The sequence below is a fragment of the Herbiconiux sp. genome, from assembly GCF_004297105.1.
Taxonomy (GTDB): domain Bacteria; phylum Actinomycetota; class Actinomycetes; order Actinomycetales; family Microbacteriaceae; genus Herbiconiux.
Genome location: NZ_SCVE01000018.1, coordinates 362,712 through 385,723, shown reverse-complemented (window position 1 = coordinate 385,723; position 23,012 = coordinate 362,712). Strand labels below are relative to the sequence as shown.

17 protein-coding genes and 1 tRNA gene are annotated in these 23,012 nt (G+C 64.0%); 10 read left to right on the top strand and 8 right to left on the bottom strand.

Annotation, left to right across the window (positions count from 1 at the left end):
* The first annotated feature begins 44 nt into the window (after positions 1 to 44).
* Positions 45 to 1,451 (top strand): FAD-binding oxidoreductase, encoded by a 1,407-nt coding sequence (locus EPO52_RS15385; RefSeq protein ID WP_290808145.1) that lies wholly within the window; start codon positions 45 to 47, stop codon positions 1,449 to 1,451.
* A 217-nt stretch (positions 1,452 to 1,668) separates the two neighbouring features.
* Here EPO52_RS15385 and EPO52_RS17825 read toward each other — a convergent pair whose 3' ends face one another.
* Positions 1,669 to 1,947, bottom strand: coding sequence for a hotdog domain-containing protein (locus tag EPO52_RS17825; protein ID WP_363340564.1), 279 nt, complete (start codon positions 1,945 to 1,947; stop codon positions 1,669 to 1,671).
* 57 nt (positions 1,948 to 2,004) lie between these two features.
* A protein-coding gene (locus tag EPO52_RS15380) for an IS3 family transposase (protein WP_290808142.1) occupies positions 2,005 to 3,161 on the bottom strand; the annotation gives its coding sequence in 2 pieces (ribosomal slippage) (positions 2,005 to 2,885 and positions 2,885 to 3,161; 1,158 coding nt in all).
* Positions 3,162 to 3,442: 281 nt separating this feature from the next.
* On the opposite strand from EPO52_RS15380, the gene mobF reads away from it, so the two are divergent.
* Complete coding sequence (mobF, locus tag EPO52_RS15375; RefSeq protein ID WP_290808139.1) at positions 3,443 to 7,021, top strand: MobF family relaxase; 3,579 nt, start codon at positions 3,443 to 3,445, stop codon at positions 7,019 to 7,021.
* Between the two features lie 62 nt (positions 7,022 to 7,083).
* Positions 7,084 to 7,530, top strand: coding sequence for a hypothetical protein (locus tag EPO52_RS15370; protein WP_290808137.1), 447 nt, complete (start codon positions 7,084 to 7,086; stop codon positions 7,528 to 7,530).
* Positions 7,531 to 7,543: 13 nt separating this feature from the next.
* Here the strand turns inward: EPO52_RS15370 and EPO52_RS15365 are convergent, their stop codons facing one another.
* Positions 7,544 to 7,918, bottom strand: coding sequence for a sulfate permease (locus EPO52_RS15365; RefSeq protein ID WP_290808134.1), 375 nt, complete (start codon positions 7,916 to 7,918; stop codon positions 7,544 to 7,546).
* 215 nt (positions 7,919 to 8,133) lie between these two features.
* Here EPO52_RS15365 and EPO52_RS15360 point away from each other — a divergent pair, with 215 nt between their 5' ends.
* Together EPO52_RS15360 and EPO52_RS15355 are read left to right on the top strand one after the other, a co-directional pair.
* Positions 8,134 to 9,033, top strand: coding sequence for a DNA-processing protein DprA (locus EPO52_RS15360; protein ID WP_290808131.1), 900 nt, complete (start codon positions 8,134 to 8,136; stop codon positions 9,031 to 9,033).
* Positions 9,030 to 9,845, top strand: a complete 816-nt coding sequence (locus EPO52_RS15355) for a hypothetical protein (protein WP_290808128.1) — start codon at positions 9,030 to 9,032, stop codon at positions 9,843 to 9,845. Before EPO52_RS15360 ends, EPO52_RS15355 begins: the two co-directional genes overlap by 4 nt.
* Here the strand turns inward: EPO52_RS15355 and EPO52_RS15350 are convergent.
* Positions 9,835 to 10,560: a DUF6349 family protein gene (locus tag EPO52_RS15350; RefSeq protein WP_290808124.1), complete on the bottom strand. Its 726-nt coding sequence runs from the start codon at positions 10,558 to 10,560 to the stop codon at positions 9,835 to 9,837. The genes EPO52_RS15355 and EPO52_RS15350 overlap by 11 nt on opposite strands.
* A gap of 11 nt (positions 10,561 to 10,571) precedes the next feature.
* Complete coding sequence (locus EPO52_RS15345) at positions 10,572 to 11,558, bottom strand: DNA-processing protein DprA (RefSeq protein ID WP_290808121.1); 987 nt, start codon at positions 11,556 to 11,558, stop codon at positions 10,572 to 10,574.
* 276 nt (positions 11,559 to 11,834) lie between these two features.
* Between EPO52_RS15345 and EPO52_RS15340 the strand changes: the two genes are divergently transcribed.
* From EPO52_RS15340 to EPO52_RS15325, 4 genes are all read left to right on the top strand, one after another.
* Positions 11,835 to 11,907 (top strand) — tRNA-Pro (locus tag EPO52_RS15340).
* Positions 11,908 to 12,687: 780 nt separating this feature from the next.
* Entirely contained in the window at positions 12,688 to 15,267 is a 2,580-nt protein-coding gene (locus tag EPO52_RS15335) for a PD-(D/E)XK nuclease family protein (RefSeq protein WP_290808117.1), read from the top strand.
* Positions 15,264 to 18,548, top strand: coding sequence for a UvrD-helicase domain-containing protein (locus EPO52_RS15330; protein ID WP_290808112.1), 3,285 nt, complete (start codon positions 15,264 to 15,266; stop codon positions 18,546 to 18,548). The genes EPO52_RS15335 and EPO52_RS15330 overlap by 4 nt, the downstream gene beginning before the upstream one ends.
* 126 nt (positions 18,549 to 18,674) lie before the next feature.
* Positions 18,675 to 19,940 carry a hypothetical protein gene (locus EPO52_RS15325; RefSeq protein ID WP_290808110.1) on the top strand — a complete coding sequence of 422 codons (1,266 nt, stop codon included), beginning with the start codon at positions 18,675 to 18,677 and terminating at the stop codon, positions 19,938 to 19,940.
* A gap of 24 nt (positions 19,941 to 19,964) precedes the next feature.
* Here the strand turns inward: EPO52_RS15325 and EPO52_RS15320 are convergent, their stop codons facing one another.
* Positions 19,965 to 20,855 carry an FRG domain-containing protein gene (locus EPO52_RS15320; RefSeq protein ID WP_290808107.1) on the bottom strand — a complete coding sequence of 297 codons (891 nt, stop codon included), beginning with the start codon at positions 20,853 to 20,855 and terminating at the stop codon, positions 19,965 to 19,967.
* A gap of 14 nt (positions 20,856 to 20,869) precedes the next feature.
* The gene (locus EPO52_RS15315) at positions 20,870 to 22,102 is read right to left on the bottom strand and encodes an exonuclease domain-containing protein (RefSeq protein ID WP_290808104.1); all 1,233 of its coding nucleotides are present in this window, start codon (positions 22,100 to 22,102) and stop codon (positions 20,870 to 20,872) included.
* A 220-nt stretch (positions 22,103 to 22,322) separates the two neighbouring features.
* Between EPO52_RS15315 and EPO52_RS15310 the strand changes: the two genes are divergently transcribed.
* Entirely contained in the window at positions 22,323 to 22,649 is a 327-nt protein-coding gene (locus tag EPO52_RS15310) for a hypothetical protein (protein WP_290808101.1), read from the top strand.
* 83 nt (positions 22,650 to 22,732) lie between these two features.
* Here the strand turns inward: EPO52_RS15310 and EPO52_RS15305 are convergent, their stop codons facing one another.
* Entirely contained in the window at positions 22,733 to 22,942 is a 210-nt protein-coding gene (locus EPO52_RS15305) for a hypothetical protein (RefSeq protein WP_290808099.1), read from the bottom strand.
* Positions 22,943 to 23,012: the final 70 nt, after the last annotated feature.

Below are 23,012 nucleotides of genomic sequence, written 5' to 3'. Positions count from 1 at the left end.
GCTCGCGTCATCGAACCTTCGCCTCGAAGAGGATCTAGACACACATGACGCAGCAAACACACCTGTACTCAAGCCCCGTAAATGGTGAGATCTCATTCTGGATGCGATCTTCGGTGGGGACCGAACGGCGCGCTCCACTCATAGGCGACACTTCCGTCGACGTAGCCATCGTCGGTGGTGGTCTTACCGGGCTCTGGACCGCGTACTACCTGAAGAAGGCGAGGCCAGAGCTCGAGATCGCCATTCTCGAAAAGGAAAAAGTGGGATTCGGGGCATCGGGCCGAAACGGTGGCTGGATGAGCGCCGAACCGGCTGGCCAGTTCCGCCGCTACGCCAAATCGGGCGGTGTCGAAAGCGCACGGGCACTGCAGCGCGAGATGTTCGGTGCCGTGCACGAGTCCGTCGAGGTAGCCCGTGCGGAAGGCTTCGCAGAAGACCTGGTGCACGACGGGCTGATCCACGCGGCGACGAATGCCGCGCAGCTCGGCCGTGCTCGCGCACATATCTCGGAAATGAAGGAGCAGGGCTGGGGCGATGAGGACGTGTTCGAGTTATCGCCATCGCAGCTCGCAGATCGGGTACGCATCGAAGGTGCGCGGGGAGGCTACTGGACGCCGCACTGCGCCCGGGTGCACCCCGCGAAGTACACGCGGGGCCTGGCCGAAACGGTTGAACGGCTCGGCGTCACGATCTTTGAGGGCACCACGGCGCTCAGCGTGGAACCGCATCGCGTGAACACCGACCGCGGCGTCGTTTCTGCGAAGTTCGTCGTGGAGGCGCTCGAAGGCTACACACTCTCGCTCAAAGGCAAGGCGCGCAAGCTGCTGCCGATGAACAGCAGCATGGTTGTTACCGAACGCCTAACCGACGCCCAGCTCGATGCGGTGAACTGGCACGGCGCCGAGCTGGTCGGAGACATGGCTCACAGCTTCACCTACATGCACCGCACACAAGACGGACGCATTGCGATCGGCGGCCGCGGCGTACCGTACAATTTCCGTTCGGGCTTCGATCGTGACGGTCGTACCGCCGACTCGGCAGTGCTGCAGTTGAAGAAACGCCTCGGCGAGGTTTTCCCGGTTCTGCGTAATGTGAGCCTCGCGCAGTCGTGGTCAGGCGTGCTCGGGGTGCCCCGAGATTGGTGCGCCGCCGTGAACTTCGATCGCTCGAGTGGAGTGCTGTCCGCCGGTGGCTACGTGGGCCACGGGTTATCAGGCACCAATCTCGCTGCGCGCACCATGCGCGACCTGATTCTAGGAGAGGACACGAAGCTGACCAAGTTGCCCTGGGTCGGGCGTCAGGCGCGCAACTGGGAGTTCGAGCCGGTGCGATGGCTCGGGGCGACCGCGCTCTACAAGGTCTACGGTTATGCCGACAGCCGTGAGTACGCACGCGACGAGTCGAAGACGCACTGGACCGCGCGCGCCGCCAATCTCGTGAGTGGGCGGTGAGCGCGGCCGTGATGAGAACGAGGACCAGCGAGACGGGCGCAACGGCCTTGTCCCAACTCGAGCGAGAGCTGCTCGAACGGGTGCAGTCGGGTCTTGGAGTCGCCGGGTCTTGGATGCCGTCAATCTCCGGCGCGACCTTCGACGTGCAGGATCCCGCGACCGGACTTGACGCGATCGAGCAGCTCCTGCTCGTAGGGCTTGAGCGCCATTGTCTTGCTCAGCTTTCTGATTGCTGGTCGACGTCAAGCAGTGCGGATGACATCATCTCGCCATGAAGTGCTGTCGCCACTGCATGGGGAAGAGGGCGAGATCTCGCCGCTGCAGAATCGACGTTGACGTAGACATTCTTGATTTCGGCGAGGATTGTGTTCTCGCAAGCCAATCGCATGCTTAGTGTGAAGCTCGAGGTGCCGACGTGAGAGCAAACCACAGCAACCTCGACGATGTCATCAAATCGTCCAGGTCGGAGGAACCGAATGTGGGGGGTCTGATGCACGTTTAGGTGACAGTTTGACCTGACCTACAGTTTGGTTTCCAGTCCCGGTCGCTAGCTTCAGGCGGATGTTAACTGCTTTGAGAGGGCGAGATCGAAGTCCGTGGGCGTTTGATATCCCAACGACGAATGCCTTCGTCTGCGATTGTAGAACACCTCGATGTACTCGAATATCGCGTTCGCGAGCTCAATCCGCGTTCTCCATTTCTTCCGGTTCAGCAACTCGATCTGCATCGATGACCAGAACGATTCCATCATCGCGTTATCAAGGGCATCACCGACGGTTCCGAACGACGGCAGAAGCCCTGCAGAGCGGATCTTCTGGGTGAACGCCCACGAGGTGAACTGAACTCCATGATCAGCGTGGACGATGCCACCAGGGGCAGGCTTTCGCGCGCGAAGCGCCATATCGAGGGCATTCACCACAAGAGTTGAATCTTGCTTGGAATCGATCGCCCATCCCACGATCTTGCGGCTACACGCGTCAAGTACGGCCGCGCAAAATACTTTTCCTTCCCGTGTGGGATGCTCCGTGATATCCGTCACCCAGAGCTCGTTCGGCGACAGCCGGTGGAACTTGCGATGCACGAGATCATCAGCAGTAGCCACTCCCTTCAATCGCTTCACCCGGGTCGGGCCCGGAAGCCCGTACATCGCGCCCCGAGTCATCAGCACTGAGATCAGTCGACTCGAACACGGTATCTCCATCCCGATCGTGAGCTCAGCATGAATGCGCCGGTACCCGTATGTTCCGCGCGAGGCCGTGTGAATTTCACGAATCAGACCCGTGAGCCACTGCCTCCGCAATTGCGTGGCGCTCGTGGGACGCTTCCGATATCTGTAATAGCCCTGCCGGGAGACGCCCAGAAGGCGGCAACAGGTCTCTACGGGTGCCCCGGTGTCGACGAGACGGTCGATCACCGGGTGCGCCCTTTTGGGTCGACTCGTTCCTCCTCGGAGAGCCATTTCGATGCCAGTTTCACGATCTTCAGCTCCTGCTCGAGCTGTCTGATTCGGCGTCGTGCTGCTCGCAGCTCAGCGTCTTCGCTGGTAGATCTACCGGGTCTGCGGCCATAATCTATATCGTCTTGACGGAGCCAGGAATGCAGCGTGACCTCGTGGATGCCGAGGTGTGCAGCGGTTTGCGTGACCTGTCGGCCCTCGCGGACGAGCGCGATCGCGCGTGCACGAAACTCTGGTGGATACGGGCGTGGCATGTTGGTGAGCCTTTCATGGAGGCCATCGACTAGCTACCCCGAGTGGAAACCAAACTGTAGGTCAGGTCAGAATGTCACCTAAACGTGCATCAGACCCATTAGTTCTTCAGCCCACGGTGCAGAGATGACATGTATGTCCTTTTCGTAGGATGCTTCAAGCCACCACTTCCTTCAGGTTCACATATCTTGCAATCATGGCTGAAAGGCCGCGAGTCGACTCTGATTTGACCGCGTAGCGAGGGCTGTCGAGGCCACCTTTCGAATGTGAAAGGTGGCCTCCGATGACAGTTTCTATGCGTCGCATGACGGCGGGTGACGGGTACAAGTACCTCTTGAAGTCGGTCGCGTATGGTGACGGCGATAGAGCCATGTCGACCCCGTTGACGCGCTACTACAGCGAAGAAGGTACCCCGCCTGGCAGGTGGCTCGGTTCGGGTCTGAGCGGCCTCGCTGACGGGCAGATTGTGACTGGCGATACGGTGACCGAGACGCAGCTCCAACTGCTCATCGGAATGGGCCGAGATCCGGTATCCGGCGACGCGCTGGGGCGACCTTACAGCCAGTTCCAGACGCTCGATGAGCGCGTTGCCGCTCGCATTGCCGCGCTCGATCCTGAACTCACGCCCTCACAGCGCGCCGAAGCGGTCACCGTGATTGAAGCGGAGGAAGCGGCGAAGAAGAGCCGTAAAGCGGTCGCGGGCTTCGATTTTACGTTCTCGATCCCGAAGTCGGCATCGGTGTTGTGGGCGGTGGCTGATGGGGGCACGCAACAACTCATCTGGGAAGCGCACCACGCCGCCATAGCTGATGTGTTGCAGTTCATGGAGCGCGAGGTCGCTGCAACACGGGGTGGCGCACGCGGCCCTGACGGTGCGGTGCTGCAACTCGACGTCACCGGGGTTGTTGCAGCCGCGTATGACCACTACGACTCCAGGTTGCACGACCCCTACTTGCATACGCATGTGGTGGTGTCGAACAAGGTGCAGCACGCCCAGACCGGGCGTTGGCTCGCGCTTGACGGGCGACCCCTGCACGCGGCGACGGTCGCGCTGAGCGAGTTGCATGAGGCGATCTTCGCTGACTCACTCACCCGGCTGCTCGGGGTCTCGTGGGAATCACGCGAGCAGAGCGCGGGCCGGAATCAGTCGTGGGCGATCAGTGATGTGCCGGAGGAACTGATCAAAGCGTTCTCGAGACGCGCACGCGATATTGAAGTCGAGAAAGAACGCCTGATCGAGGAGTTCGTGGCGCGTCATGGTCGCAGGCCGTCGTCGGCTCAGGTCATCAAGCTGTTGCAGGAGGCCACGCTCGCAACACGCCCCGAGAAAGACGTGCGATCGCTGGATGACCTCACGAGCGAGTGGCGGGATCGTGCAACAGTGATCCTCGGCGAAGATGCGACGGCGTGGGCGATCCGTGTTGCGTGGCAACACGACCCCAGAAGCTCGGGCGTGCGGTTGTTGCGCGCCGACGATGTGCCGCTCGACATGATCGCAGCACTCGGGCAACAGGTCATCGAGACGGTGGGTGAGAAGCGTTCGACCTGGCGGCGCTGGAACCTCATGGCCGAAGCATCCCGGCAGTCGATGTGGCTCAGGTTCGCGTCGACCGAGGATCGCGAGGGCGTAGTCGGCATGATCGCTGATGCTGCCGAGCAGGCATCGCTGACGCTTACCCCGCCCGATCTTGCCGTTACTCCCGCCGAGTTCCAGCGTGCTGACGGCTCTACAAGATTTCGGCCGAAGCACTCGACGCTGTTCTCATCGACGGCGTTGCTTGCTGCGGAGGATTGGCTGATCGCGAGAGCGCGGGGCATGGCCGGCCCCAGGCTCGCGCTCGACACGATCGAGCGGTTCGCGAGTGAACCCGATGATGAGGGTCGCATTCTCGGCCCCGACCAGCGCGACGCGCTCGCCCGGATCGCGGTCTCAGGGCGCATCGTTGATGTTCTCGTGGGGCCTGCAGGTACTGGGAAGACTACGACGCTGGGCGCTTTGCGTCGTGCCTGGGAATGGAAGCACGGTGAGGGGTCAGTGGTGGGGCTTGCCCCGTCAGCAGTTGCGGCAGGGGTGCTCGCTGATGAACTTGGTATCCCGACCGATAACACCGCGAAATGGCGGGAAGTGTTCGAGCGCACCGGGCAGACCTTCACGCGCGGTCAGCTGGTGATTCTTGATGAGGCGTCGCTTGCGGGCACGCACTCGCTCGACCTCATCACCCGTGAGGCTGAGCGGGCCGGGGCGAAAGTGCTGCTTGCTGGTGACCCGGCGCAGTTGCAGTCGGTCGGCGTGGGCGGCGCGTTCTCCCTGATCGTGAACGACCGCGCTGAGGGCACGCCGGAGTTGACGGAGGTGTGGCGGCTGCAACACGACTGGGAGAAGCGCGCCTCGCTCGAGTTGCGCCACCGCCGCGCCCCGGTAATCGACACCTATATGGAGCACGGCAGGATCAGGGGCGGCACCATTGACGAGATGGCCGAGGCCGCATACCGGGCCTGGTGGGAAGACCGGCAGGCAGGGCGAGGAACGATCCTGATCGCAGAAACCGTCGAGAATGTCACCGAACTGAACCAACGGGCACGCCGCGACCTCATCGCCCACGGGTTTGTCGACGCCGAACGCGAAATCGAACTGGGCGACGGCAGCCGCATGAGTGTGGGAGACACGATCATCACGAGGAAGAACGACCGCCGCCTGCGCTCGGCACACGGATGGGTGCGCAACGGTGAACGCTGGGTAGTGACGAACGTGCGCGATGACGGTTCGGTCTTCGTGCGACCACCCACCATGCGACGCGGGGGCGGGATCTTGTTGCCCGCCGCCTACGTTGCCGAGCACGTCGACCTCGGCTACGCCGTGACCGCGCATCGCGCCCAGGGCGTCACCGTCGACACCGCGCACACCCTTGTCGAAGCCACCACGACCAGGGAAGTGCTCTACGTCTCCATGACGCGCGGCCGATACTCGAACCGAGCCTATGTCGCCACGGATCGGCTCGATCCCGCGCACAGCGTGCCGCAGCCCGGCGAGAACCGTGACGCGACCGCCCGCACCGTGCTCCAGGGCGTGCTTCAGCATGTCGGGACTGAACTCTCGGCACACGAGACGATCACTGCCGAGCAGGAACGTTGGGGCGGGATCGCGCAGCTTGTCGCCGAGTACGAGACCATCGCCGCCGCCGCGCAACAAGACAGATGGGCGCGGCTGCTTGCGGCATCCGGGCTGACCGACGCGCAGGTAGACGAGGCGGTGAGTGCGGAGACGTTCGGGGCGCTTGTCGCTGAGCTCCGACGCGCAGAGGCCAGCAGGCACCCGGTCGATACGCTCATGCCGAGGCTTGTGCGGGCGCGTGGCTTCGCGGACGCCGACGACATCGCCTCCGTGCTGCACTACCGACTCGAACAAGCCGTGACCCGGCTCGGCACGGGTGGCGCGCTGCCGCGCGCTCGGTTCATCGTAGGACTACTGCCCGAAGCGGTCGGAGAGATGAGCGCCGAGATGCGTGCCGCACTCGATGAGCGGCGGGAACTCATCGAAGCGCGCGCCGCCGCGATCATCGACACCGCCTTCGAACGCGGCGAGCAGTGGGTGACCGCTGTCGGTGCCGCGCCGGAGAATGAGCAGGATCGGGCGCGCTGGCGGACTGGGCTGATGACCGTTGCGGCATACCGCGACCGGCACGGCATCGACACCAACGAGACACAGCCGCTCGGAGCCGAGCCAGAGAGCATCGGGCAACGCATCGACTACGAACGCGCTGCGGCGGCGCTTATCCGTGCTCAGCAGATCGCCCGCCAAACTGCACCGTCAGACATGCCGAGACCGGCAGCCGGGCGCTCGCATCGCGGCCCGGCACGATAGCGAGCACGGCCAGTCAGGCGCACCTCGTTCTCACCCCGAGAACCGTGAGCGAGGAGTGAGCGATGGCCGTGAAGCGAGAACCCGTCGACAAGTTCCTCGACTCTGGCTATCCGTCAGGAACCGCAGCGCGCAAAGCCCGATTCGTGAACGCGCTACTCCGATTCATCGCAGACGACTACCCGGAGGACAGATTCACGAACCAGCTCTACGAGGGCCTATACAACTCGGGCTACTTCGGGTTCATCGCCCACTACGACCGTGCAGGGTTCTACTACGAGCAACTCTCCACACCAGAGCGGCGCACCAGATTCCTCGCTGACCTGCGCCGCTCGTGCGAGCGAGACCGCCACACTGACCGGCCCGACATCTGGAGCGACGTGAAAGCCGTGCTCGCCGAACGCTTGAACCCATCCGAACCTCAGACCGCGCGCGCCGCGCGAACCGCTCGAACGGCATCCGGCGCGCATAGAGCCGCCGCACCAAAGTACGACGGCCCGACACTGTTCTGAGCAAGTGGCTCCGCTACCGGCGAGAAGTCGTAGGCTCGGCGCCGCACTCGTCAACGACGGTCTCTTGCGCCATGCGCTTCAGCTCGCGTGCCTCGCGCAACCTCGCTTTGCCGAGTACCGTCAGGCTGATCGGCCCCCACACGAGGAACTTGATCGCGTTCCAGATGCAGAGAATGAACACGAGATATAGCCACTCGGGAGCGCCCACCTCAATCAGAGCGAGAGCGCCGCGTGCGATCAACAGGTAGGGGATCGAGAGCAGCATCGCCGGTACGCCGAAGCGGAGATTCTCGCGGCGGCGCAGGAAGCCGATCAGCCGGTTCGTCGGAGCGTACCGCTGCAACAGATCGTTCGCGAAGCTGCTGAGATGCCAGATGAGAGTGAGCATTTTGGGCGTCCTTGATTCTCGCGGCGACGTACACGCTGAGAAAAGGACATCCCGGTCAAGACCGTTCCGTCATGCCGCTGAGGGCCTAAAGAAGATCGCCTGTGTGACTCCCACTGTACGCCTGACTGCAAGAGAATGCACTCGATTCTTATCAGAGTCCATAGTTCTCTGGCGCGCGGAGCCACTTTGTCAGCGGTCGAGACTACTCTTGGAACATGGAGAATCAATCGGAGAATCTGGCGCTATTTGCTCTCGCCAGCGCCCCCGGTTTCTCGTGGGCGAGGACGCGGCGTCTGATCGAGGAATGTGGCACCCCGTCTGCCGCGCTCGAAGCCCAGTTCGGCAACGCTCTGTTCGATGACCGCGTTGAGGCGGCACTCAACGGGGCGGCAGAACTGATGCGCGACTTCGAAGCGCAGGGCGTGCACGTCACGACGCTCTGGGGCGACGACTACCCGCGTCAGCTGCGCACGGCGCACGATGCCCCACCCGTGCTGTACTGGCAAGGGCACATGGACGTGCGCGATTCAGATGCGGTCGCGATCGTCGGCACGCGCAACCCAGCGCCCGAAGCGAGAGACTTTGCGAGCAGACTCGCGACACTACTCGCGAACGATAACACCCCAGTTATCAGTGGCCTCGCCAAAGGCATCGACGAGGCTGCAATGCGAGCTTCGCTCGACGCGCCTGGCCGCACCATCGGTGTGATCGGCACCGGGCACGATCTCAGCTACCCAACCGAGAACCGCGCGCTTCAAGCCGAGGTGGCCGGGCATCTTCTGTTGTCGCAGTTCCCGCCGGGCACGCAGATTCACAAGCGCAACTTCCCGATGCGTAACGTCGTGATGAGTGGTTGCTCAGCGATGTCGGTCATCGTGCAGGCTGGTGAACACTCGGGCACCCGCATCCAGGCGCGAGTCGCGGTGAAGCATGGTCGCCCCTTGATCCTGACGCGGGCTGTGGTGAACCATACCACTTGGGGCCGAGACATGGTTGATGCGGGTCTTGACATCTCTGTCGTTGGCGATGCTGATGAGGCGCACGAAGCGGTGCGGCAGATTCTTGACCGCGACCGCGCATTCGCAGCTTCAGCGGGATCTTTCCTGAGCTTGTGAACGAGGAGTTCCTGGCCGGTCTCGAAGCCGAGATACGCGGCGCGTATTACAACGCGCCGCCAGCAGCGCCAGGCTTGTGCCAAGTCTGCACCGCGCCGACCACGAGCGAGCAGTATCTTCTGTGCTCCCCATGCGAGAGCGCGCAGTCGAGCGGCCACCAGCTCGCACATGATGTGGTGCCGCTGAGTTGGGCACCCATGCCCGAGGGCCTCGACTACGGCACCCACAGCTATAGCGGCCAGGGCTACCTCGATCTTCGCCAGTACAAGACACCGGAGGCGGTACAGACGCAATGGCGTCGACTGCGATCCTTGTTCATCCTTGCCTTTGCGAAGCACAGCGCATGTATTGTGCCCGACTCAGACAGCCGCGCCTACGCGATCACGCATGTGCCGAGCACCAGCGGACAACGAAATGGCACGCATCCGATTGAGACGTTGCTCTACGGCAACTTTCGTGATGACCGCCCCCGCGTCACACCCGAGTATGTGGGTGAAGTTGGTGCGCCTCGAGCGCACCGGCGGCAGCTCAACCCGAGTAACTGGCGCATCGACCCGACCCAGATGCAAGGGGCAGAGCGGGTGCTGATCCTTGACGATACCTGGGTGACCGGCGGCCACGCGCAGTCACTCGCGGCAGCCTTTGCGGCCATCGGCGTGTCAGCACGAGTGATCGTGCTCGGCCGAGCACTCGACCCGAGACGCAACGACCACGGCAGCTACCTCGCTGAACATCGCCCGGCCCTGTTTGATAGCAGTATCTGCCCGGTTCATCGAGTGCAGCACGGCTCCGAACACGGTGTTACCGCCTGAGAACCTGAGCCCCAGGAGAAACCGCTGGTTGTGCGGTTGGCGCAGATAGGAGCTTGGGCGAGGAACGCGCAACGGCGTTGTCGTCTGACGCGGGCTGGCCGAGTGCAGTAGATGAGAGGTCATAGCCTCCCCAGGGCGAGTGCCCGGCGACATGCCGAGTCGCGTAGCGTGCCCGCTCGGTGATCATCGGTGCACCGGGCACCTGCATCTCGGGTGGGTAGTGGGCTTCGATCCATCTTCGGCCAAGCTTGGTAAGGCTGGATTGCTCTCTCACCCGAACCTGCGCCGGGATCACCGGAAGTTCGCGCCACCCAGGCACAGCGTGATCATGCCATCCCTCCACAGCGCCATTTTCCGTACCGCTGACGTGATGCCAATCGCAAGGTTCGCAGACCGCTTGATAGATCAAGTCCCCTGGGCCCTCGGCTTCTGGTTCGGCTCTGAGATCGGCGGTGAACATCGCGATACTGTGCTCTTGGAACGTCAGACGGTCGCTGATTCCCGAGAACCCCCGGTGCCACATATGGCTGAGCGGAATACAGCCGAAGTTCCCGTAGAGCACCTTCCAATGCTGGAACGCTGCGTCCAGTTCGCTGGGTGAGTAATAGTCCGTGGTGAAGTACAACGGCGCGCCCTGCCACTCAGGTGCGTTCGCGCGCAGGTCTTCGCGGATGAGTTCGTCAATATCAAACGAAAGTTGACCGTCGATAGGCACGTCTGGAAACCTCACCTACTCAATACGGGGCGCGCGGTAGATCGCTCAGTGGGTCGTCTCTCTGGGCCGAACAGGTCGATGTTGATCTTGATGTGTACGATCCCAAAGATGTCCTCGGCGTCGCTCACGAGGTCTGCCGTCTGTTCGGCGATCAGCGTATTCGCTCCAAGGTGTTCGCGGCGCACGTCGCCGGGAACCGCAAACACGTCAGCCCCCACTGCGTGCGCGCGACGTGCGGCTGCCATCGGCGCTGCGTCGTCCGAGGTCTCAACGACAAGCGTGGTTCCCGAGATCCCAGTGGCGATCCTGTGGCTCTTCTCCACGGCATCCCTCCGAGGAGCAATACCCGGAGGGCACTCGCTCAACAGCAGCCCCTGCTCTGAGATGGCTTCATACATGGGGAGCAGTTCGTCGTCTGGCGCATCGAGCGGGTGCGGCGCAATAACCAGCGGCTTTCCTCCGCCATCCAATGCCGCCTGCACCGCGTCAGCGGGAATCCCTTTGCCTCCCACGGCGACAACGTGCAGACCCTCACCGGAGAGCTCGTCTGCGACCGTGGACGCCCACCAAGTGCCATACTCGCTCGGGGTGTCAGTGCCCAAGAAAGCAATGCGCCCGGGGGTTCTGAGGCGCAGGAGCGACGTGTCCCCCTTAGCCCACAGCGCATAGGGCGGTGACGGTTCGACTTCTGAGAGAACTGTCGGCCAGTCCTTGTCGCCGGGAATCAGTACCCCGCACCCAGCCTCCACTCCCCGGATGAAGCTCTCTCGAATCTCATCACGATCCGCGATGTCGAACCGGCGACGCCATAACAGCGTCTTCGCTCGGTCTACCCTCGGCAGAGGTTCGTCGGAGAGCGCGAGTCGTATTGTCTCAACGGCGGAGTGCTTACGCAGCAGATCCCCGGTGATCTCGTCCTCGGGTGGAACCACACAGGCGAGCACTTGTCGCGCAATGCGTTCATCAGAAATGTTCTCAAACGAGAAGCTCTCGGCCATATCCGGGGTTCCTTCCTGACGATGCTGGAGCATCCAAGAGGTAGAACACGGAGACCGAGAAGTAAGCTGTTCACGGGGGTGAGCCCATCGTGTTTGCGCAACTGCGAGAGTCGGGTAGCGGTGGCTTCACGAACGAGGTTCCCATGCGGCGTGAACCGGCGCGAATGGTCACGCGAAACTCATGGAAAACAACCGCAAGCAACCCAAAATGACTGACTATAATGAGAAGTGGTTCTCAGCCGAGTTCCTTACTAACACTAGGAAATCGGTGATTACCGGGTTGTGGCGCAGCTTGGTAGCGCACGTCGTTCGGGACGACGGGGTTCCGGGTTCAATTCCGTCAATTCGACCGAACACAATCGCCATGGAGTCCCCCGACTCGTAAATTCGCACGCCGACTAGGGTCCCGGCATTCCTCTTCAACGATAGCTCGCTTGAGTAGCAACTACTCAAGCAAGATCTGGGTCAGGCAGATCGCGCGCGACGCGATGTCACCGGTGGGGACTAACCTGAGGCTCGCAGGCGTCGATGGGGCTCTGCGTGACATGGGCCGGGGGGCCAGAGTATGACTGAGCGCATTCGATACACGCGATACGGGGCGGCGGCGCTCGCGGCGCTGACGGAGGTTGTCGGCGAGGCGAAGGCTGCGGATTCGCTGGCGCCGGTGACCGTGATCGTGCCGTCGAATGCGGCGGGGATGGTGGCCCGGCGGCATCTCGCGCGGGGGGTGGGCGGGCGCGAGGGGGTCGCCGCGATCGAGGTCACCACGCTGGCGCGGCTCGCTGAACAGCTGACGGTGGGCGAACTGGGGGAGCGGCGGCCCGCCACCTCGGCAGTGACGGCCGCGCTGTATCGGGCGGCGCTTGGGGAGGCGCCTGGATCGCTGGTGGCTGTAGCCGAGCATCCGTCGACTGTGAGGGCTCTGGTGCGAGCCGGGTTTGCTCTGAGGGATCTGAATGAGCCGGCGCTCGACGTGCTCGCGGGATCGGAGACGCTCGCCGCAGAGGTGGTGCGGTTGCACCGGGATGCGTGGGGGCGCGCATCCGGATGGTATGACTCTCCAGAGCTGCTGGATGTCGCACGGGCCGTGCTCGAGCGGGAGCCTCAGCGGGCTCAGCGACTCGGGCAGGTGGTGATCTATCTGCCGCAGGTGCTCTCGAATCGGGAAACGGCTCTGCTGAAGGTGCTGACTGAGGCTGCCGATTGGCGGGCCATCGTCGGGGTCATCGGGGATCGAGCGGCGGATGAACCCGTCGTGAACTCCCTTCGGCTCGCGGGAGTCGACGTTGAGCATAGCGATGACGCCGCCGCCTTCCCGACGGCTGGGCTCGTGTTTCACGCCTCCGATTCCGATGACGAAGTGCGGTGGGTGGCCCGCCAGGTGCTCGAGCGGATGCGCGCGACACCCGGGCATCGCATAGCCGTGCTTTACGCCTCGCGCGAGCCATACGCGCGACTGTTGCACGACCACTTCGCTGCCGCGGGCATCGTGGTGAACGGGCCGGGCGTGGCCGCCATCCGAGATCGCGCGCTGGTGCGCGGGTTTCTCGCAGTGCTCGACCTGCCTCGGGGTGAGTTCGCGCGGGCCGACGTGTTCGCGGCGATCGATCAAGCGCCGATTCGGGCGGCTGATGGAGGACGGATACCGGCGGCGCGGTGGGAGCGGATCTCACGCGAGGCCGGCGTGGTGCGCGGGGACGACTGGGAAGTGCGGCTTTCGCGACTCATCGGCGAGCTCGAGGCCAAGGCCTCGGAGTTGGTGGCGCGTGATGGCGTCGACCGGGGCGGCGACGAGGAAGTGGCCGCCGCATCCGAACTCGATGACGAGACGCGGGAACGGGTCGTACGCCTCAACGGCAGGGTGCAGTCGATCGAGAAGCTTCGGGCCTTCGTGGCAGGGCTGCGCTCGGAGCTTGAGCGCGGTGAGGAGCTTGGATCGTGGAGTGCCCTCTCCTCCTGGGCGGTCGAGATGTTTCATCGCTGCTTCGGGGCGCCCGAGGAACTAGCTGGACACCTACCCCTCGACGAGCAGTACGCCGCCGTAGTGCTCGAGCAGACGCTGCGTCGGCTCGGCGAACTCGATGCAGTGCAGCCGACCGCCTCACTGGCGCTGCTGCAGGATGTGCTTGAGCTCGAGTTCGACGATGCCCTCTCGAACGTGGGGCGGTTCGGTGAGGGCGTATATCTCGCGCCGATCTCGGCATCCGTGGGGCTCAGCACCGACATCACCTACGTGGTGGGGTTGGCCGAAGACAGTTTCCCGGGACGGCTGACGCCCGATCCGATTCTGCCCGACAGCGTGCGCCGGCTGGTGCCGGGGCAGTTGCCGCTTGCTCGGGAATCGATCGCCGACAAACGGCGGCAGCTGCTGATCGCGTTTGGCAGTGCGCCCGATGTCGTGGCGACCTTTGCGCGCGGGGACCTGCGGCGCAACGTGGGGCGGCTACCGAGTCGGTGGCTACTGCCGACGCTTCGCGCGCTCAGCGGGCGCCCCGATCTTGCGGCGACAGAGTGGGAGGACGCTCGTTCCGACGCCATCCTCGTCGCGCCCTCGCACTGGAATGAGCTGCGCACTACCGCTGAACCCGCCACCGAGCAGGAGTGGCGCATCCGGGCCGTTGCCGCGGGCACGCCGCCGAGCGACGCGATCATCGACTCGTCACTCGTGCTATTGGAGGCCCGTGCCGCCGATGGGCTTTCGCGCTTCGACGGCGATCTTCGTGGCGTCGAGGGGCTGCCCGACTACGCGCGTGAACCGATCACGGTGGCGCCGACGACACTCGAGCAGTACGCGGACTGCCCGTACGCCTACTTCGTGAAGCGGCTGCTGCGCATCCAACCGGTCGAACTGCCCGAGGAGATCGTGACGATCTCGCCGCTCAACAGCGGACAACTCGTGCACGACTCCTTTGACCGGTTCGTGCGGCAGCTGACAGACGAGGGCGGTCTGCCAGGGTTCGGACAGCCATGGACGGATGCCGACAAGCTGCTGCTGCGCGATATCGCATCAGGGCTCGGTGATCAGTACGTTGCTCAGGGTCTCGCCGGGCATCCGCGGCTGTGGGCTCGCGAGCGGGCCGCCATCCTGCACGATCTCGACCTGATGCTCGACGCCGACTCGGAGTACCGGGCGGCGAATTCGTCGCAGGTCGTTGCGACAGAGGTGGTGTTTGGAATGCGGGGCCGGCCGCCGGTCGAGGTTGCGGTCGACGGCGGGGTGGTTCACATGGCGGGCAGCATCGACAAGGTCGATAGCACGAGCGACGGCAGGCTCATCGTCACCGACATCAAAACCGGCAAGGCGGCCTCGTTCAAGGGCATCGAGGACGACATCGTGGTGGGCGGCACCAAGCTACAGCTGCCGGTGTATGTCGCGGCGGCGGCGCGGGAGTTCGGTGTGGATGCCGACGAGATCGAAGCCGAGTACTGGTTCGTGCGGCGCGACCGGGGAACGCGAATCGGCGCTGCACTCGATGATGCTCGGCGCGAGCGGTACCGGAATGTGGTCGGCACGGTGGTGGGGTCGATCGCGTCGGGGCTGTTCCCTGCGAAGCCGCCCGAGGCGCCGGATGTGATGTTCACACGATGCCGATACTGCAACCCCGACGAAATCGGTCACGGGGAGGCGCGGTTGCGATATGAACGCAAGCGGCACGATCCTGCGCTCGCCTCGCTCATTGCTCTTGTGGATGCGGGGGCCACCTCATGAGTCCCTCGCTGCGTGATCGGCCTGCTCGTGACCGCATCGCGTTCGATACAGCCTCGTCGCTGTTTGTGGAGGCCGGTGCCGGGTCGGGCAAGACCAAGTCGCTCGTAGACCGGGTCACTACGCTCGTCGACCGAGAAGCGGTGCCGCTCGGCTGTATCGCCGCGGTGACGTTCACCGAGAAGGCGGGCGCCGAGCTGCGTGATCGACTGCGGGTGGCGTTCGAGACGATGCTTCAGGACGAGTCGGTGACGGATGCCGCGCGGCGGCTTCGCCTCGAAAGCGCGCTGGATGATCTTGACTCGGCCGCCTTCGGAACGCTGCACTCCTTCGCGCAGCGGATCCTATCGATGTTTCCGGTCGAGGCGGGGCTGCCTCCGCTGATCGAGGTGCTCGACGAGGTGGGGTCATCGGTGGCGTTCGAGTCGCGCTGGACGGAGGTGCGGCGGGCGCTGCTCGACGACGAAGTGCTGGCGGATGCCGTCGAGCTGGCGTTGTCGGCCGGGATCAGCCTCGACCACCTGCGCTCGCTGGCGATGGCGCTGGGGAACGATTGGGATCTGATCGAGTCGCACGTGCTCGCCCATCCGGCTCCCGCCATGACTGTGCCGCCGCTGACGCACTTCGGTGAGGAGGCCGTGGCGCTTGCGTGGCGGCGCGCCGATTGCCGCGACCCTGCCGACAAGTACTTGCCTAATCTCGATCGGTTCGAGGTGTGGGGGCAGCGACTGATTGCAGCGACGAGCCGAGCCGAGGTGTTCGGCGTTCTGGCGGACGTCGGCGACCTCAAGACGAGCTACGGCCAGGCAGGCAATTGGAGGACACCCTTGGCCGACCTCAGGAGGGATTGCATCGATCTGAAGGACCGCGTCGCAACGGAGTACCAGCGCATCGCTGATGCAGCGTTGCGCCCGCTGGTGCGGTGGATCGCTCAGGCTGTGCTCGACTCAGCATCGGCGCGTCGGGCTGAGGGTGCGTTGGAGTTCCACGACCTGCTCGTGCTTGCTCGCGATGTAGTGCGGCGGGATGCCTCGGTGCGCCGGGAGCTGCAGGCGACCTTCCCCCACCTGTTGCTGGACGAGTTCCAGGACACCGATCCGATTCAGCTCGAGCTCGCGCTGCGCATTGCGGCCGGGGAGTCGGGGGATGCCGACGACTGGCGCGACATCGTGGTGCCGGCCGGATCGGTCTTCGTGGTGGGCGACCCGAAGCAGTCGATCTACCGCTTCCGCCGCGCGAGCATTGAGACCTACCTCGAGGCCTCGCAGCACATCGGTGAGCAGGTGCAGCTCACTACCAACTTCCGCACGGTGCCGTCGGTGCTGGGGTGGGTCAACGCAGTCTTCAGCGAGCTGATCGTCGAAACCGACAACTCACAGCCGCGCTATCAGCCGCTCGACGAGCACCGCTCTGAGGACGGTCTCTCGGGGCCGGCCGTCAGCATCCTGGGCGCCGAGGAGCACGACAAAGACACCAACGCGGCCGAGTTGCGCGAGTTCGAGGCGACTGACGTGGCTGCCACGATCACGCAGGCGCTGCACGAGGGATGGACCGTGCGCGATGGCGACTTGTGGCGGCCGATCGCCCGCGGTGACATCACCGTGCTGGTGCCGGCGCGGACCTCGCTGCCGTTCCTCGAGGAAGCGCTCGACGCGGCGGGTCTGGCGTATCGCGCGGAGTCTAGCTCGCTGGTGTACCAGGGGGCTGAGGTACGCGACCTCATGATGACAGCGCGAGCAATCGCCGACCCGAGCGATGAGCTGGCCTGCGTCTCGGCGCTGCGGTCGGCGCTCTTCGGATGCGGCGATGACGATCTGTGGACCTACAAGCGGGCCGGGGGCCGGATATCGCTCGACTGGTCCGTGCCGCCCGAATTGGTGCAGCATCCTGTGGGTCGTGCACTGGGAGCGCTGCGAGGCATCCGGAATCAGGCGCGCTGGCTGCCGCCCGGGGAGATCCTCGATCGCATCATCGCCGATCGGCGGATGCTCGAGGTGGCGGAATCATTCGCGGGGCCGCGCGGGCGGGAGCAGTGGCGACGGTTGCGGTTCGTCGTGGATCAGGCGCGGGCGTGGTCGGGCGTGCAGCATGGCGGGCTGCGGGCTTACCTCGCTTGGGCGTCGCGGCAGGCGGACGACTCGTCGCGCGTGATCGAGGCGGTATTGCCGGAGACGGATGTGGACGTAATCCGGATCATGACCGTGCACGCGGCCAAGGGGCTCGAGTTTCCGCTGGTGGTGCTCTCAGGTATGTCGTCGCAGCCGTCGACGTCGCGGGGAGTGCAGCTGCTGTGGACGGATGGCGACTACGCGGTGAAGCTCAATTCGCGGATGCAGACAAACGACTTCGATGCTGTGCAGCCGCTCGATGAGCAGATGGACGCGTTCGAGCGGAAGCGGCTGCTGTATGTGGCTGCGACGAGGGCGACGGATCATCTCGTGGTGTCACTCCATCGCAAGGTCGGCAAGACCCAGACCAATGCGCGACTGCTTGTGGAAGCGGGAGCGGTGGATGCGTTCGGCGCGGCCGTTCTCGAGCCGACGGCCGTGCCGTTCGCTATGTCTACAGCGGTTCCGGTTGACCCGCCGTTGACGTTCGCGGAGTGGAGCGCGGGAGTTCATGCTGCACGAGTGCTCGGAGCGCGGGCGGCCTCTCAGAGTGCGTCGGGACTCGAGGGGTCGGATCCGCAGATCGCATTGCAGGCGGATCCGGGTCTCGCCGAGCAGATCGCGGGAGCGGCGAAGGGCGCTCGTGATCTGGAAACGGCACCGTGGCTCAAGGGGCGCTACGGCGACCTGGTAGGGCGCGCGGTGCATGGGGTGCTGCAGTCTGTGGACCTGGCGCTACCGACGGGTTTGGAGGCTCTCGTCGCGGCGCAGTGCGTGGCGGAGGGAGTGACCGAGCATGCTGACGTGGTACTGAGCTATGTACTGTCTGCGCTCGGGCTGCCGATCGTGCAGAGAGCGGGCGGGCTGCAGCATTGGAAGGAATCGTTCGTTGGCACGGTCGAGGACGGGACAGTGCTCGAAGGGTATGTTGACCTGATCGTGCGCGAGGAAGATGGGACTCTCGTCGTGGTGGACTATAAGACAGATACGGTGCCGGATGCTGCGATACCGGTTCGGGCTGCGTACTACGCTCCGCAGTTGCTCGCATATGGGCGGGCCCTCATAGCTGCTACGGGTGCGAGCACGCGGCTCGTACTGGCATTCCTCGACGGTGGGGGCGGCCCCGCGCGGGAGTACGAGGTTCGTATCGTTGATGGAGAAGAGGGCGAATGCTGAGACGGGAGTCAGTGCAGGCAAGCTTGCAGACGCGCATGGCCTCGCTGACTAAGAGCGACAAGGGCGTCTCCACCGAGCGTTGCTCTATCGTTAGCGTTGCAATCGACGGCTGTCGAGGGGGATTCGATGAGTGAAACGCCAGTGCCGCCGATCGACGGCGAATCAGCGAACGTGCCGATTGATGCCGAGGTCATCACAGTCGGGGCCGACCTGGACAGCGACGAGGCTTCGCACGAGATTGCGAAGGCGGTCAGTGCGCGACACTCGATCGCGCGTAGGTATGTGAAGTGGCTTCGACGCAGGAAGCCCGACGCGTCACCAGCCGAGATCATCCGGATTCTCGAACGCCACTACGGGTCCGCCATCACCGCGGCCGGTACAGCAATCACGGTCGGAGCGATCGCAGCGGATGTCGGCATCGCGATGATTCCCGTCGCTGGGCCCGCGACCGCCGGCGTCAAGAGCGTGAGCGCGCACACGGGAAAAGCTGCGGTTAAGGCGGCGGCAAAGAACGTCGGGCTGAGCGCAGCGAAGACGGGTGCGCAACACGTCTCCACCTACCTTCCCGCTGGGGACAAGCAACTGCAGTTTGAGATCACTGCCATCTTCGGCCTTGGGCTCGCTGAGATTCATGGGATGCGCCTCGATCAGGATCAGGCACAGGCTCTGGTGTTCGGATTGTCGAATGAACGAATCAGTCAGGAGCAGATCGCTACGATGGCTGCGGATGTCGCGACGATATCTGCGGACGGTGTGGTCGCGGCCGGGACGGATGCTGCCGCTGGTCGCTCGGACTGGGCGAATACTCTCGCGAATTCGCTTCCGGCTGGGCGCGCTCAGAGTCTGGTGCGGACCATGCAGACAGGGCAACTCGACCCTGTTCGCGACAGCCTGAGCAGCAAACAACAAACCGCGGTGGACTACGGAGTGGCCGCTTTGTCGAGTGGGATCACGCGCTTCGTGTTCGGTCGTGATGTCATCCTCTCGTCGCGCACTGCGTTCCCGGAGCCGCCCGACGAGTTCCCCGAGAATCTTGCGATACCGGTGAAGGCGAAGCCAGACGACGATGACTCCGAGGGCAATGCGGCGGTCGCAGCCCTGCAGGAGGCAGCGAAGTCCACTGGGAGCCGGATAACGGGAACTGCCGGTGCTGTTGGAGGTGGCGTTGCGGCGGGAGCGGTTGCCGCTGGCTCAGGCGTGGCCACCGCCGCTGCAACAGTGTCGAGTCCATTCCGGAGCGTCGACATCGATGGCGATGGCATACCCGATGAAGCGCGGGCCGTCACAGCCGCTAAGAGCGTTGGCGGAGCCATCACGGGCGCTGCCGGTGCGGTGGGTGGGGGCATTCGGGATCGGTTCCGGTCGAAGAAACGCGAAGACGACGATCGGTAGAAGTGCCTTTCGGGGTCAATCGACTTAGGAGGAGCCTTCGAACGTCTTGCGGGGCTCCACATACGCACCGTGATCGCGGAAACCCGTGAAGTCGGGGAACAACACATTGGGGCGTCTGTTGTACGAGTTCGCCAGGCGCAACAGCACACGCCCCTTGAGCCATGCTGGGATTATCACTGCGACGAACGGGAGCCTTCTGCGTTGCTCTGACCCACCGACTTGATCGTTGAGCCTCGTCGATAGTTCTTCGTAGGTTGTGGGTTCGTAGTTGACGTGGAAGCTCTTGAACGGATCCCGCGCGGATCGCTCGGGAATTCGGCCGGCCACAAAGAAGCCCTCTTGCGCTCTAAGTCGATCGTTCGGAGACAGCGACTCGACAATGAAAGGCTGTGCCGAATCCAGTGCCGCTTCGAGTTCCCATGACAGCGGACTCTCAACGGCCCTATAGCTTCCGGACGGATGACTTCGTCCGTACGACTTCCATCCCGCGGTGTTCAACGCGAGCAGAATCCCGTCGTTGATGGTCGATCCCTTTGGCTGCACGTCTTGGCATGCAAACCAAAGCGCGGTCATGGGATTGCTCGTCACATCCAGGAGCCGGGTGGCCGTGCCGTAGTGCTGGAGATCCGCCAAGAGCTGGAGGTCGCTCGCCCATCCGGACGGCCCGAATCCGAGTCCCCATTGTCGCGCGGACTTCAACAGCAACAACTCTCGCTTTCGCATCTCCTCCTCGGAGCTGATACCGGGTGATCGCTGCAGCGACGAGACCAGGTCGTATTCCGTACTGGCTTGTCCTCGCCATGCGATCTTGGCGTCGGAGCTATAACCCCCGATCGATCCGATCACCGAGAAGAGATGGCGTGAACCTTTCGCCTCGATATACCAGCCGGTTTCTTTCCAGTCCGATTTCGCCATCGTAGCTTCCGTTCCTAGATACCGAGCATGCCGGCAAGGCCTTGCTCGCTGACCACCGGGATGCCGTAGTCGCGTGCCTTCTTTGCCTTGCCAGAGAGCGAGTCAGGGTCGGCGGCCGCGACGAGCTTGACTTTCTTCGTAACCGCATCTTTCGGCACTAGGTCATTGGCCACGAGGATGTCGTGCCAGCGTTCGCGGGGGAGCGACATTTCTCCGGTGAGGGTGACCAGGTCGCCCGGGTTCAAGGTGAAGCCTCCGATGGAGGAACCAGGCCGCTTCGGTGAGGTCGGGAGAACATCTGGAGGAGTGAGTACCTTCTCGATCTGAGAGGGTGGGATACGCAAGAGTCCAGCGACGGCAATCAGGTCGGCGGTCTCGGCTTCGGTGAGGATGCCGTCCGACCAGGCCGCCGCACCGAGCGCCCAGAAGTACTCGAGGTTGAGCTTCTCGCAGGCCGAGCGGCTGATGCCGAGGGAGTCGGCGAGTTCGATGAGTCCGTCGGCCTCGTGCGCTGAGAGTATTCGATCGAGGAGAGCACGGTCGAGCAGCGCGAGGTACTCGTTGTGTTCGTCTGGTCCCGAGAATTCGCCGAGGTTATCGGTGATGCGTTCGAGGAAGTGGTGATCGTTGCCGCTCTGCGCGTTCTCCCGCGGATACCACGCGGTGCCCCGGCTGGGGAGTCGGCCATACGAGTATGCAGCTGCGCGGTCGAGGTGATCGGTCCATCCGGAGCGATCTTCCGAGTGGGCAATGTAGGAGGCGAGCAGTTGTGCCGTCGCACCCGCGTCGACGGAAGCCCGGTGGGCCCCCTCGAGTTGGATGTCGAAGGCTGCGCAACAGTCGACAAGCGCTCGGCCCGACCCCGGGAGGTAGACGCGAGCGAGCTGCATTGTGCAGAGGGTGACCAGATCTTGACTGGCCCATACGTCTGCACGTGCGAGCTCCGCCAGGAGAAAGCGGGTGTCGAAGCTGGCGTTGTGCGCGACGAGCACGCGACCGTCGAGCAACTCGATCAGTTCTGGTGCGATGTCGGCGAAGGTGGGAGCTCGCAGGGTCTCCGCGGCTGAGATGCGGTGGATGTCTTGGCGCCCGAGATCTCGGCCTGGGTTGAGGAGGGTGTCCCAGCGGCCGGTGATCGTACCGTCGGGGTCGGAGTGGACGACTGCGACCTCGATTGCGCGGTCGTTGCCGTTGGGGAAGAGGCCGGTGGTCTCGAAGTCGATGGTGGCAAAGCCGGGAGCGCTCATCTGCACACCGTATCCGACAGGTGTCGGTGCGCTCTCACCCTAGATGGGGGGTACGCGCGGGGATTGAGCTACAGGCATGTGCGCGTCGGCGACGCTGCGGATCTTTGTGGCGTTGTCGGGGGTGCTGGGGGAGACGGACCAGCTGCCGCCGCGGTCGGAGGGAATGAGGCCTGGCGGCGGAGAGATAGGCGAGGGCTCGTGCGCCTCGCATAATGGGTGGATGTCCCAGCGGGTTCGCGTCATCGTCGCCTCCATCCTTCTCGTGATCGCCGTGCTGGGTCTCGCGGCCGTCGCCTCTCAGATTCCCGCGACGTACTACCAGGCTCCCGACGATTCTGGGCTTGCGACCAAGCAGGTCGCGTTCTTCGGTCCCGCGATCGTTGGTACGGTCGTCGCCTCGCTCGCCGTGGTCGCGCTCGCAACTCACCTGATCGTCGTTCTCCGACGACCCGCGGCGCGCTGGATGTGGATCTCCGCAGCTGTGTGCACACTGCTCGCCGTCGGTGCGCCTATCGTCGTTGGGGTTCTGGACCGACCCGTCTTCTGAACGGTCGTCTCTCGGGCTGTCGGTCGCTCAGGGCGGCGGCGGTGCCGGCTGAGATTGCGCGATTCTGTGGAGGTGTCCCGGGGTCAGCGGTCGTTCCTGCGACGTCGCACTCCGACCACGAGGAGCACGATGCCTACTACCGCTAGAACGAGGCCGATGTAGAGCCAGGTGCGGTCGCCGGTCATGGAGCTTCCTGGGATGAGGTTCGCGCCCTGGCCGGCGAAGAGGGCTCCGATCAGCAGAGCGACGACACCGACGATGATGAGCGTCATGCGCCCGGCTCCCCTTGTCATGCTCGTCACGCTACTCGTGTGATCGGCCGGGCATAAGTGTGCTGTGCGCGTGCTGCCGAAGGGTCGGGGA

Bases quoted from the DNA above. Each gene is read 5' to 3' on its own strand.
- mobF (WP_290808139.1), top strand. From the start codon at position 3,443: ATGACAGTTTCTATGCGTCGCATGACGGCGGGTGACGGGTACAAGTAC.
- EPO52_RS15310 (WP_290808101.1), top strand. From the start codon at position 22,323: ATGTCCCAGCGGGTTCGCGTCATCGTCGCCTCCATCCTTCTCGTGATC.
- EPO52_RS15330 (WP_290808112.1), top strand. From the start codon at position 15,264: ATGAGTCCCTCGCTGCGTGATCGGCCTGCTCGTGACCGCATCGCGTTC.
- EPO52_RS15365 (WP_290808134.1), bottom strand. From the start codon at position 7,918: ATGCTCACTCTCATCTGGCATCTCAGCAGCTTCGCGAACGATCTGTTG.
- EPO52_RS15325 (WP_290808110.1), top strand. From the start codon at position 18,675: ATGAGTGAAACGCCAGTGCCGCCGATCGACGGCGAATCAGCGAACGTG.
- EPO52_RS15385 (WP_290808145.1), top strand. From the start codon at position 45: ATGACGCAGCAAACACACCTGTACTCAAGCCCCGTAAATGGTGAGATC.
- EPO52_RS15345 (WP_290808121.1), bottom strand. From the start codon at position 11,558: ATGGCCGAGAGCTTCTCGTTTGAGAACATTTCTGATGAACGCATTGCG.
- EPO52_RS15305 (WP_290808099.1), bottom strand. From the start codon at position 22,942: ATGACAAGGGGAGCCGGGCGCATGACGCTCATCATCGTCGGTGTCGTC.
- EPO52_RS15360 (WP_290808131.1), top strand. From the start codon at position 8,134: ATGGAGAATCAATCGGAGAATCTGGCGCTATTTGCTCTCGCCAGCGCC.
- EPO52_RS15315 (WP_290808104.1), bottom strand. From the start codon at position 22,102: ATGAGCGCTCCCGGCTTTGCCACCATCGACTTCGAGACCACCGGCCTC.
- EPO52_RS15370 (WP_290808137.1), top strand. From the start codon at position 7,084: ATGGCCGTGAAGCGAGAACCCGTCGACAAGTTCCTCGACTCTGGCTAT.
- EPO52_RS15320 (WP_290808107.1), bottom strand. From the start codon at position 20,855: ATGGCGAAATCGGACTGGAAAGAAACCGGCTGGTATATCGAGGCGAAA.